This window comes from Methylomagnum sp. (assembly GCF_054333355.1).
In genome coordinates this window covers 1-12,535 of record NZ_JBTEKS010000104.1, presented here as the reverse complement: position 1 = coordinate 12,535, position 12,535 = coordinate 1, and the positions used below count along the sequence as shown (strand labels likewise).

The following is a 12,535-nucleotide window of genomic DNA, read 5'->3' as shown; positions in this document are numbered from 1 at the left end:
AGGGTTTCGGCCAGCGCGTCCAGATATTCGGGCCGCAGCGCTTGGGCCGCTGCCAGATGATCGAAGGTTTGCGCGGGGTCGAAGCGGCGCATTTTGACGGCGTAATCCCAAGGAAGGCCGGGACCACCGAAGCGTGGCAGGTTCGCGTCGCCGGTCACGGGAACCACGGCCAAATACAAATCCGGGGCATAGCGCCGGTTCAGCCGTAATTCTTCTTCGCAGTAGAATTTCCGGCGCTCCACCGTGGAGAAATCGAGGAAGCCGAAGTCGACGGGCTTCTTGATCTTATAGGCGAATTCGCCCGCCAACAGCACCCAAGAAATATGGGTTTCGGCGAAGCGAACCGAATCCACCGGATAATCGTAAGCGTCCGGGCGCCGCAATCCCTCAATAAAAAGTGGATGCCCCGGCTTAGGCGTGGCGCCGGACATGCAGGCAACCATCGGCCACGGCGATATGGCATTCGCCCCGCAACAGCGCCATCAACTCTTCACCGGCCATGGCCTTGCGCCAGCCCTTCAAAAGCTTGGACTGCTCCGGCTGGTCCAGCAATTGCTCCAAATCTTTGCGGCCGGCCAGCACGGCGGGGTTCAAGGTATGCTGCGCGGCCCGCAGCCTCACCACGGCATTGAGCAGGTCCAGCAACGCTTCTTCCTCCGGCGTCCGGCGGGCCGAGCGCGCCTTGATGTCGAGAGCGGGCGGGGCGCGGTCCTGGCCTTCGCAAATTAATTGACACAACTGATTGCCATAGCGTTTGAGGGTACGCTCCTCCAAACCCCGGACGCGCTTGAGTTCCTCGGGGTTTTTCGGGGCGATCCGGGCTAAATCCACCATCGCCTCGTCTTTGACCACCCAGTTGCGCGGGATGTCCTGGGCGCGGGCGGTTTCTTCCCGCCACGCCGCCAGCCCTTGCAGGATAGCCAGTTGTTTGCTGCGCAATTGCTGAACGCCGCCGATGCGCTGCCAGGCCAATTCCGGTGGCGTTTCATAGAGCGCCGGATTCAGCAGCGCGGCAAAATCGTCCGCCAACCAGCCGAGTCGGTCCAAGGCTTCCAGTTGCCCCCGTAGCGCCTGATAGGCAGCGCCGAGATAAATCACATCGTCGGCGGCATAGCGCAGTTGGGCGTCGGACAGCGGGCGCAGGGACCAATCGGTGCGGCTGTGGGTTTTGCTGAGGGAGACGCCAAGCAATTCGGCCACCAACCCGGCATAGCTGATTTGCTCGGCCAGCCCGATCAGCGGCGCGGCGATTTGGGTGTCGAACAGCGGGGCGGGCAGCCGGTTCCAGAGTTGGTGGAAGATTTCCAAGTCCTGCCGACCGGCGTGCAGAACCTTGGTCACGGCGGGATCGAACAAGATGTCCGCCAGCGGGTCGAGATTGTCCAGGGCCAGCGGGTCGATGCAGGCCACATGGGGTCCGTGGGCGATTTGCAGCAGGCAGAACCTGGGATAATAAGTCCGTTCCCGCAGAAACTCGGTGTCCACGGCGATCCATTCAGCGCCGCGCAATGACGCGCAGAACTCGCTGAGGCGGGCGGGGGAATCTATGAAATCAACCAGGGAGGATGCAGTCATGGAAAAAAGTCCAGCGCGGGATAAAGGATGATTCATTATAAGCGCGTGGACGAAGCGTGGTCCGGCTGTCGGTCGGGGTGGCTCCATATCCGGCGGGGCTGAACCGAGCGATTGAGCTTTTCTCCCGCCGCTCCCCGCTGCCAAACGGCTTGCTATCGAAACAGTCATTTCGCTAGCATTCGCAGGGACAAAATCCGGCGGGGCCTAGCCCCCGGTTATCGTCGATTGAGCAATCAGCAAGTCTGGCCCGACCGATGCTGAGAACATCTAGCCCCCGGTTATCGTCGATTGAGCAGGCCAACCGGGGATTGCTCAAACCATATCTTAAAGTCGTCGGCCTCCCTGTTACGATTTTCTAAAGGCTCACGCCCGGCTTCCACTCCGTGCGTCGCATGAGATAACAAATAAATATGAACGCTTTTCTGGCCTTTCTCGAAAAAGCATTGATCGTGATCTTCGTGGTGGCGTTCGGCACGTTGGCCATCTTCGCGCTGGTCCGCTACAACAGCGGTCGATTCGAGGAAGGCGATCCCTGGCGGCACGTCAAGCGGCAAAACACCATTGAGGCTTACCTTGGGTATCTCCGCGAGTGTCAATCCTGCGCCCGCCAGGACGAGGCGGAAAACGCGCTGGATCAAGCGCAACGGAGCCATGGCTTGGTGACCCGCTTGTCGACGGCCCATCTGCCGGAACGCGCCAGCATCACCGATCCGGTGTTCGCCCCGGAGGGCCAGACGGTGCTGGCGGCCGGGGGTGGCAGGCCGGAGTTCTGGAATGTGGACGACGGGCGGCATTTGACCCACATGGACCAGTCCTTCGCGGTGCGCAGCGGACGCCCGGTGGAGACCTTGGATTACAGGCCCGACGGCAAACTGATTGCTGCGGGCATAGGCGGCGGCGAGGGCGGACACCTTCTGGTTTGGAACGAGCGGGAAGGCGTGCTGGTGGCGGATCAATTCATCGAAGGCTACGACGTTCAATTTGTGGAATTCTCGCCGCAGGGGGACGCGCTGGGATGGTTGGCGCAAGGCCCGGTGGGCATTTGGGAACCGGCCACCGGCAAGTTCCTGCGGGCCACTCACGAAGGCGCTGGGGCCATGGCGTTCTTCCGCGAGAATAACCGGCTCTGGCTACTGACGGCCTCGGGTAAGGACGTCTGGTTTTGGGATCCGACGACCATGGAATTGGGTCGGCAGATTCATTTCAATACCGACCGCTATTTGCTGGGACTGAGCCGGGATGGGCGACTCGCCGCTTATTCGGAAGGACAGACCCTGGAATTATGGGATGTCCGCACGGAATTCCTCGTCGCCACGCTGGCGGATCACGACGGCGATGTGCTGTCGTTCTGCCGGGAGCCGAAGAAGGGCTGGCTGGTGGTCGGCACCAAGACGGGCACGCTGTATCTCTGGAATCCGACCTCGGCAACATTGCTGGCGAGGGTTCCCGCCCACGAGGGCCCGGTGGAGCAAGTGGCCTGTTCCGCAGAGGGCCAGGCCGTCAGCATTAGCTGGGACAGCGCCAAGGTGTGGAATCTGGAAAAAATGAGCAAGTCGCCGTCATCCCCGCCGAAAAAATAATTGCCCCGCAAAAGGCTCGTGGTCCCGGCCCTTCGACCAAGCTCAGGACAGGCTTTCGCCGATGCTGGACCGGCTGAAGCCGGGCCTACGAGCCATAAAACGATTGCCATTTAAGCCGGGACCACAAGCTTTTCCGAAATCGCCCGCCCTCCCCCCGAAACCCGCCAGAGTAAGTCCGACACTTGTGAAATACTTGCCACCCCGCAATAGGGGTTCGTCCGTATTTGTCACGGTTTTTGAGTAGGGTTTAATTAGGGCCAGCTCGAAAGGCAAGGATAGCTGGACGGAAAGGACGGGCTGAAACGCCGCTTTGAAATTCTGCAAACTCTTAGTAAGTGCTTTTGCGTATTTTTGAAGCAGCCCCTTATGAGGTTTAATACTGGCTGACTTAGGGATGAGACTGAAAGGTCCGCTAAGGAAAGTGGTCAACTCAGTGCTAGTAGAGGTTGTTTTTGCCTAAGCACCATGGAATGGTGGGGAAATAAGATTAAGCGCTGGATGCGCCGAATCCACCAAGGAAGGTGTCTGGAATTAGGATGTTGCGAAAGGATTAGGGAACTCGCAAAGGAACAGGAAGTTCCACAGGGTGTCAGGGAAGGCCCATAGGAAGCCGCTCAATCCAAAGGGAACCGGGATGTGCGGCTGGGCTAGGAAGCCCGATAAGGGAGTATTGATATTACGGGATAGCGATTAAGGCTAATTACCGGCATAGAAGCCGCATGGGGACAAGGAAGTTCCGAATCGCTAAGCCAAACTCTTTAAGGAATAATAGGAGATAGGCATTATGGCTAGAAAAGCGTTGGCCGCTATGGATGATCCTTTGAATGAAACGCAGGAAGATTTTCTGTCCAACATTTCCGCAGAATTCCCTGATCAGGATGACTCGGAGAATTTTCAAAAAAAGGTCGCTGAACTCGCTTATTTAAAAGCTGAAAAGCGGGGGTTTGAACCGGGCTTTGAGTTAGAGGATTGGTTGGAAGCCGAGCAGGAAGTCAGGGCGGGGCTGTTTGCTATTGATGACTGAGTGATCGCATAGGATGAATGAATTCACAGGCTTAGGCCACATCGCTTAACCTACTAATAGGCGGGATTTTGAATCCCCCATTCAAACCTGCCCCATAATCTCAATTCTGAAACCGACCGACTATTCGGCTGGTTTCTGTTTTTATTTTCCGCCCACTATTTTCGCTGGCCTAAACCATTTGGAAAGCGGACCCAAGCCGCCTTCAGAATCATTTTAGCCGTCCGATCCCAGCATTTCCCTTTATTCCCCATCGCTGATTTATTCCCGGCAATGTGCCGCACTGACCGATGGATATGAACAGGCCATCTCCAGCATAACCGGCCTTTTCATCGAACAATCCCCCACCACATCCGGCTTTCCCATCCCGCAGGAATCATGGAAGATAACCAAATAGTCCCGCCCTGTGCGGGTCACTGTTAGGGCAGCGATGCTTCCAGTCTCGAATACCCGGCCTGATATATTCACCCCTATGGAATTGCTTTGGATTGGTAGCGCCTACGCCGCAGGGCTGGTGGCGAGCCGCTTGTGGCTGCCGCCCTTGGTCGGCTATCTGGTGGCGGGTTACGGGCTTTATCTGCTGGGCATCCGCTCGGCGGAGCCATTGTCGCAATTCGCCGATGTGGGGATTCTGCTGCTGCTGTTCACGGTGGGCTTGAAGCTCAATCTGCGGGGGCTGCTCAAGCGCGAAGTGCTGGGCGTGGGCGGATTGCATCTGCTGGTGGTGGCGGGGGTCTCCGCGCTGGTTTTCTTCATCCAGGACCGGCGCGTCACCGGCGGGCTGGTGTTGGGCGTGAGCCTGGCGTTTTCCAGCACGGTGCTGGCGGTGAAAGTGCTGGAGGACAGCCGCGAACTCGGCACCTTCCACGGTCGAACCGTCATGGGCATCCTCATTCTCCAGGACATCGTGGCCGTGGGCTTGCTGGCGGTGACGGGTGGGCAGACGCCTTCGCCCTGGGCCTTGGGATTCCTGGCCCTGCCCTTGTTGCGTCCGGTGGCGTTGCGACTATTCGAAGCCAGTCAGGGCGACGAGTTACGGCTCTTGTTGGGAATCACCCTGGCCTTCGCCGGTGGCGAATTGGCGGATGCGGTGGGCGTCGCCAAGGATTTGGGTGCCTTGCTGATGGGCGTGCTGCTGGCGGGACACCCGGACGCCAGTGATTTGGGCAAGAAATTGTGGGGGCTTAAGGAGGCGCTGCTGGTGGCCTTCTTCCTGCAAATCGGGCTGGCCGGCGTCCCGACCCCCGACGAAATGCTGGAAGCCGCCGGATTATTGGCTCTGCTGCCCTTGCAAGGGCTGTTGTTTTTCGTGCTATTGCTGGTGGTGGGGCTGCGTGCCCGCACGGCCTTCGTGGCTTCGTTGGCGCTCATGACCTACAGCGAGTTCGCCTTGATCGCGTCCACGGTGGTGATCGAGGCCGGCTTGCTGCCGGCGGGCTGGCGCCCCGTTCTGGGGTTCGCGGTGGCGGTTTCCCTGGCTCTCGCGGCGCCACTCAACCGCTGGTCGCACCGCCTGTTTTCATTGCTCGAACCCATGCTGGCGCGGTACGAGCGCAGCACGATGCACCCCGACCGCCTGCCCACCAGCATCGGCGCGGCGGAATGGCTGGTGGTGGGGCTGGGCCGGACGGGCATCGCCGCCTATCTGGCCTTGGAAGGCCGCCGGTTGCGGACGCTGGGCCTGGACGCCGACCCGACCCGGGTGCGCCGCCTGCGGGGCGATGGGATGCGGGTGCTGTACGGCGACGGCGAAGACCCGGAATTGTGGGAGAACTTGGCCTTGCAGCGGATCAAAGGGGTCATTCTGGCCCTGCCGGATTTCCAGGCCCGCGAACTGGCGACCAGCCGCTTGCGGGGCGGAGGCTTTAAGGGCGTCATCGGCACCACCGCCTTTCATGCTCACGAGGACGCATTACTTTATCGGGCCGGAGCCGATATAGTTTTCCACCCCTTGACCGAGGCGGGCGAAATGCTGGCGGAACGAATGCTGGACATCCGCCCCGATTCCGCCGGCCAGCGGTTGACGGGCACCTGATATTTCTTTTGATTAGCTGGGACGATAGCCGTGAACGACGACGAGTTGCATCGCAAACTGACTTCCGAAATGGGTTCTGTGAATTGGCGCGAGCTGGAGCGGCATTTTGCCCGTGGCGTGTTGATTGCCGTGGCACCCGAATTGGATTTGGCCGAGGTGGCCGTGTGCGTCGCCAGGGACGACGCCGCCTCCATTAGCCGCTGGATGGTGAACGGGCGGGTGGCCCGCGCCACCGACGACCACGCCAAGCGCTGGGCGACGCCGCCCCGGCTGCTCAGCGCCGTGGTGGTGGCGCCCTGGGTGCTGGTGCAGGAGACGCGGATACATTGAACATATCAGGACTTATGCAGCTTTTGGCTTGTGGTCCCGCCCCTTCGACTACGCTCAGGACAGGTTTCAGGCGGCAAAAAACCGCCTGAAGACGGGACCACGAACTCTTTAAGCCATTGAATGGCAAGGACTGCGTAAGTCCTAGATATGGATGACGGTGGAAGGAAAGCTTCATTTGACCACCCTCACCCCAGCCCCCTTCCAGAGTGAGAGGAGGCCCGATCTCGCGGCCATAAACTTCAAGGACGCTCCGCCAGCAGCCATGTCAACTCATCCGAATCGACGGGCTTCACGAGTAAATGATCGAAACCAGCGGATTCCGCCCGGCGCCGATGCGCTTCCTGAGCGTGGCCGCTGATGGCGACGAGCAGCAAGGGATGATGTTCCGAGCCTTCCCGGAGGCGACGGGCCAGTTCGTAGCCGTCCATGTCCGGCAGGCCAATATCCAGCAGAGCCACCTCCGGGCAAAACCCCCGCGCCAATTCCAAGGCGGCTGATCCATTGGCGGCGGCACAGACCCGATGCCCATCCAACTCCAGCAGCATCGTCAGGCTTTGCAGGGCGTCCTCGTTGTCCTCGACCACCAGGATGCGGCGGCCGGCGCGGGGTGCGCGGAAGTTGCCCACGGTCGCGCCCGATGGCGTCGCGGCGGGAGAATCCACGGCCAAGGGCAGCCTGACGGTGAACTCGCTCCCCTGCCCTCCGCTCTGGGCCAGGATTTCTCCGTCGTACATTTCCACCAACTTCTTCACGATGGTTAGGCCAACGCCCAGCCCGCCTTGGCGGCGCTCCAGGTTGGGCTCGACTTGGGTGAACAGGTCGAAAATCCGGGGCAGCAAGTCCGCCGGGATGCCCACGCCTGTGTCGCGCACCCGGATCGCCGCGTAATCGGCGTCGCGCTCCACCCCCAGGCGAATCCGCCCACCCGGCGGCGTGTACTTGGCGGCGTTGGTCAGGAGGTTGCCCAGGATTTGCGCCAAGCGCGTGGGATCGGCCAAAACCCACAAGGACTCGGTGGGCAGATGCACATCCAATTCATGGCAGTGGCTTTGAATCAGATGACCGCTCACTTCCAGGGCGTGCTCGACCGCCACGGCGATGTCCACCGCCGCCTTCCGCAGCACGATCTTGCCCTGCGTCAGCCTGGACACATCCAGCAGGTCATCCAGCAACCGGGCGAGATGGCCCACTTGCCGGTCGATCACATCCCGCGCCCAGGCTTGCCTGGTTTCCGCCTGACCCGGCTCGCGCAGCAGCCGCACGGCGTTACGGATCGGCGCCAGGGGATTGCGCAGCTCGTGGGACAGCATCGCCAGGAATTCATCCTTGCGGCGGTCGGCCAGGGACAAGTCGTGGTTCAGTTCCCGCAGGGTTTCCTCGGCCTGCTTGCGGGCCGTGATGTCCATGGACACGCAGATGACATAGGCCAGTCGGCCCTGGTCGTCATACACAGGGGAATTGGTCGCCAACACGGGGAAGCTGTGTCCGTCCCGGTGGCGGACCATGAATTCGCCGGTGATCGGCCTGCCCGTCATCAGGGAGGCCAATAATTCGGCGCGCTGCGAATCGGCGGTCTCCGGCAGGATGAGTTCGATGGCGTCCCTGCCCATGACCTCCGGGCCTGCCCAGCCATACACCTTTTCGGCGAAGCGGTTCCAATAGATGATCCTCCATTCCAGGTCGCTGACGATGATGGCTTGCTCCACGGCGTCGAGCAGCCGGGACTGGAACCGGCACCGTTGCTCGTCGGCTTCGGCGTGCCGCGCCGCCGCTTCCCGTCGGCGCAGGCGGACGCACAGCGCCACCGTGGCGGCCAGTTCTTCCGGGGCCAAGGGTTCGTGTAGATGGATGTCGGGACCGATTTGGAAGCCCGCTCCGGGCGGCGCGATGTATAGGATGGGCAGCGCGTCATCCGCTGCCTTCATGGCCTGACATATCTCCGTCAAGGCCATGTCCGGCGGGGTTTTGGCGAGCAAGGCCAGCAGCGGCCCGCGCTGAGTCGAGAACCGGAGGGCCGACTCGGCGGTCGCGGCCCACAGCACCCGCACTCCCAACTGCCCCAAACCGGCATCCTTAATCCAGCGCCCCGCTTGGTCATCATCGGCGATGAACAATATCGAGTCAGCCATATCCGCCCCCCATTGTTATTGGGTGATTCAATTGCATGAAGGCGATAATAGTCTTTTGTTGCCCAATTTCTATGGTAAATAAGTCACTGCGAGTCTTTAATATTTTTGATATTAATGGCCCTTTTTGACTTGCCAAACTCTGCCCCATCCTTGTGGCTGATCTGACAAGCTCCCCACTCAAGCAGGGCAATATCCCTTCATAATTCGCATGAAAACCCGGCCATTCGTAGAGTATGTTAGACGCGCATCGCGGAAATATTAACATCACCGTCAGAATTTTTATGCACCTAACCCGCCCAACAACACCTCCCACATCCTCGCAGATGGATGTTAGCTAGCCATAGAAAAGCCAAGACCGACGCGGTCTTCAAGACCGCGCCGGTCTGTGGTCGGCTTTCGGGAAGTTGTTTTCAACCAAACCCTAAACGGGCCGACCCCCCTTCTCAACCAGACGGGGCAGATTCACAAGAAACTCGCTGCCACACCCCTCCCCCTCACTACGGGCTTCCACGGTCCCGCCGTGCAACTCCACCAAGTTCTTGACCAAATTCAGGCCGATCCCCAGCCCGCCCTGCGAGCGGTCCAGGCTGCGTTGCCCTTGGATGAATGATTCAAACACATGGGGCAGCAAATCCGCCGGGATGCCCACGCCCGTATCGCTCACCCGCAATTCGGCCCACTCACCCGCCACGCCCGCCGACAGGTGGATGCGTCCGCCCGGCTCGGTGTACTTGGCGGCGTTGGACAACAGGTTGCCGACCACTTGCTCCAGGCGGGTCAGGTCGCCCGCCACCCACACCGGCTCCGGCGGCGCCGCAATTTCCAGAACATGCCGCCGGGCCTCAATGTCTGGCCGATGAATTTCCACCGCCCGCAGGGCCACCTCGGCCAAGTCCAGCGGCTCGGTCTTAAGCACGATCAAGCCCCGGGTGATCCGCGACAAATCCAGCAAATCGTCCACCAAATGGGCCAGATGCTTGACCTGCCGGGAAATCAACTCGCTGGCCCACAGCACCTTGGGGTCCGGCGAGTTGACGGCGCGCAGGACGGCGGCGGCGTTGCGGATCGGCGCCAAGGGATTGCGCAGCTCGTGGGACAGCATCGCCATGAATTCATTCTTGCGGCGGTCGGCTTCCCGCAGCGATTCCTGGGCTTGCTTGAGCGCCTCCACGTCCGTGTTGGCGCCGAACCATTTGACGATGGCGCCCCGCCCATCACGCAGGGCCGTGGCGCGGGTCTGGAACCAACGGTACACGCCGTCGGCCCGGCGGATGCGGAACTCCACCTCGAATGGCAAGCCTTGCGCCGCCATGCGGTTCCATTGCCCGGCCACGGCCTCCCGGTCGTCGGGGTGGATTTGCTCCAGCCAGCCATAGCCCAACTGCGCCTCCTCCGGGACGCCCGTATAGCTGACCCATTGCGGGCTTAGGTAATCGCAGCCGCCCTCCGCCGCGCAGGTCCACACCAGTTGCGGCAAAGATTCCAGCACCTGCCGGGTCCGGCTCTCGCTTTCCCGCAATTCCGCCTCGGCGGCCTTCAAGCGATGAATGTCCAGGTTGATGCCCGCCCAGCACAAGATCTCGCCCACGTCGTTCCTGACCGGCACGCCCCGCGCCAGCACCGCGTGATAGCGCCCGTCCACGCCCAGGAAACGATGCTCGATATCCCAGGCGCCGCCCGTCCGCACGCATTCCTGCCAAGCCGCGAGGGTGCGCTCGGCGTCGCCGGGACGCAGCGCCCGGCCCCAGCCGAAATTGGAGCATTCCTCCTGGGTCAGCCCCACCAAGCTCAGGAAGGACTCGCTGGCGTAGATATTCCGCCCCGTCGGGTCGCAGACCCACACGCCGAAGTCGATGGATTCGCCAATGGCCCGGTAGAGCCGCTCGCTGTCCCGCAACGCCTGCTCCATGCGCTTGCGGTCGGTGATGTCCATGAAGGTCAGCACCAGCCCATCGACCCGCTCATCCAAGGTCCGGTAAGGCAGCACCCGGACGATATACCAACGGTGTCCAGTGCTGACGATTTCCCGCTGAATGGGTTGCAAGGTATCCAGCACCGCCGCCGCGTCCTGGGCGAATTCCCAGCCCTTGAACTTGTGGCTGAAATGATCCAAAGGTCGCCCGATGTCCGCCGGAGTGATATTGAAAAGCTCCCGTGCGCCGGGGGTGTGCAATCTGATCCGAAGCTCCCGATCCAGGAACAGCGTGGCGATGTCGGCGGAAGCAATCAGGTTGCGCAGGTGGTTGTTGGCGCGGGTCACCTCCTCGATCTTCAACAGATAATCGTGGTTGACCGTGGTCAGCTCCTCGTTGACCGACTGCAGTTCCTCCTTGCTGGTTTCCAATTCCTCGGTGGCCGAGCGCAATTCCTCGTTGATGGCCTGTAGCTCCTCGTTGGACGCCTTGAGTTCCTCGGTGGAGGTCTCGTACTGCTCGATGGTGGCCCGCAACCGCTCCTTGATCTGCCGCAACTCCTCCTCCAACTGGCCCAGCGCCAAGTCACGCGGCGACGCCTCCTCAATGGCCGGGAGCGACTCGCCCCGCGCCTTATCCGCCGGGGTCTCGTTGAGCGCCTCAAAAAACACCAGGAAGCAATTCCGCGCTTGCTCCGGGCCTTCGGCCAGCGTGCGCGCGGTGATGACGACCGCGCTGGGACCGCCATCCAACTCGGCCCGCGCCCGCACCGACTCCACCGCGTCCACCACCCCCTGCGCCGCTTTCGCCTTGGCGGCGAACAAGGCGGCGCGGAGCGGCGGCTGCAAGGACTCATGGACGATCTGAAACAACTGCGGGGTCGGCTCGCCCCGCGCCAGCCGCAGGAACCGGCCCACGCCCTGGCCCAGATAAACGACGTTGTAGTCCCCGTCGATCAGCACGCTGGGCGGCATGAACCGCTCGATGGCTTTGTGGTGCAACTCCGTGAAAGACAGGGAATTTTTGCCGCCCGGCACGGTCGCCTTGCCGTCGTCCGGGCGAGTCAGGCCGAATGGCGGCCAATGAGCCCGGGTCAGGTGATGGCTGGGTTTGGCCACCGGGCGGACGACATACAACCGGGATTTCTTATCGAGGGGCGCGAACAAATCCGGCAGACACTCGGCGGATTCCGACGAGCCGAGAAACAGAAACCCCGCCGGGCGCAGCGCGTAATGGAACATCGCCAGAATCTGCTCCTGGGTTTCCCGGTTCAAATAAATCAGCAGGTTGCGGCAACTGACCAAATCCACCTTGCAGAATGGCGGGTCGCGCAGCACGTTGTGGGGCGAGAACAGGACGGCTTCCCGCAGGCTCTTCGTGACCCGATAGCCGCTCTCCTCCGGCACGAAGAATCGGTGCAAGCGCTCCGCAGCCAGGTTTTGCAGCGCCGCCTCGGAATAACGACCGGCCCGCGCCGTGGCGATGGCCCGCTCGTCCATGTCGGTCGCGAACACCTGAATCTGGCGCGGCTCGGCCAATTGCCAGGCCTGTTCCAGCAGCAGCATCGCGATGGAGTACGCCTCCTCCCCGGTCGCGCACCCCGCCACCCAGACCCGCACCGACTCGCCCTCCCGCCGCCTCGCCAACAGCTTGGGGATGGCCTCCCGCTGCAACACGCGGAACGCTTCGGCATCGCGGAAGAAGCTGGTGACAGTGATCAACATGTCGTCCATCAAGACGCGGGTTTCCGCCGGGTGCCGATGCAAATATTCGACATAGGCCGGGATGTCCGGCAAGGCCAGGGCTTGCAGGCGGCGCCCGATGCGGCGCAACAGGGTGGGGCGCTTGTAGGGGCGGAAATCGTGCCCCACCTGCTCATGTAGCAGCGTGAACAATTCCCGCAGGCCCGGCGGCGTCTGATCCGCCGCCCGCCTTGGCTCCTGTGCCGGGGC

General features: G+C 61.7%; 7 protein-coding genes and 1 pseudogene. 4 read left to right on the top strand and 4 right to left on the bottom strand.

The genetic code is table 11. The features are described from left to right. Both ACXWUF_RS10105 and rnd read right to left on the bottom strand, forming a co-directional pair. A pseudogene (locus tag ACXWUF_RS10105) lies at nt 1-431 on the bottom strand (AAA family ATPase); the annotation flags it as partial. Then, a complete protein-coding gene (rnd, locus tag ACXWUF_RS10100; protein WP_458494549.1) occupies nt 412-1,575 on the bottom strand; it encodes a ribonuclease D in 1,164 nt (387 codons plus the stop codon). The gene rnd and the pseudogene ACXWUF_RS10105, both read right to left, overlap by 20 nt. 410 nt (nt 1,576-1,985) lie before the next feature. Between rnd and ACXWUF_RS10095 the strand changes: the two genes are divergently transcribed. The 4 genes from ACXWUF_RS10095 (at nt 1,986) to ACXWUF_RS10080 (ending at nt 6,541) form a co-directional block, all read left to right on the top strand. After that, on the top strand, nt 1,986-3,155 hold the full coding sequence (locus ACXWUF_RS10095; protein ID WP_458494548.1) for a WD40 repeat domain-containing protein: 1,170 nt from the start codon (nt 1,986-1,988) through the stop codon (nt 3,153-3,155). A 784-nt stretch (nt 3,156-3,939) separates the two neighbouring features. Continuing rightward, nucleotides 3,940-4,179 carry a DUF2934 domain-containing protein gene (locus ACXWUF_RS10090; protein ID WP_458494547.1) on the top strand — a complete coding sequence of 80 codons (240 nt, stop codon included), beginning with the start codon at nt 3,940-3,942 and terminating at the stop codon, nt 4,177-4,179. Nucleotides 4,180-4,648: 469 nt separating this feature from the next. Continuing rightward, nucleotides 4,649-6,211 carry a cation:proton antiporter domain-containing protein gene (locus ACXWUF_RS10085; protein ID WP_458494546.1) on the top strand — a complete coding sequence of 521 codons (1,563 nt, stop codon included), beginning with the start codon at nt 4,649-4,651 and terminating at the stop codon, nt 6,209-6,211. 30 nt (nt 6,212-6,241) lie between these two features. Further along, entirely contained in the window at nt 6,242-6,541 is a 300-nt protein-coding gene (locus tag ACXWUF_RS10080) for a DUF2288 domain-containing protein (RefSeq protein WP_458494545.1), read from the top strand. A gap of 239 nt (nt 6,542-6,780) precedes the next feature. Here the strand turns inward: ACXWUF_RS10080 and ACXWUF_RS10075 are convergent, their stop codons facing one another. Beyond that, entirely contained in the window at nt 6,781-8,670 is a 1,890-nt protein-coding gene (locus ACXWUF_RS10075) for an ATP-binding protein (RefSeq protein WP_458494544.1), read from the bottom strand. 421 nt (nt 8,671-9,091) lie between these two features. Beyond that, nucleotides 9,092-12,535 (bottom strand): CheR family methyltransferase (locus ACXWUF_RS10070; protein ID WP_458494543.1); only part of this gene is annotated, 3,444 nt, incomplete at its 5' end.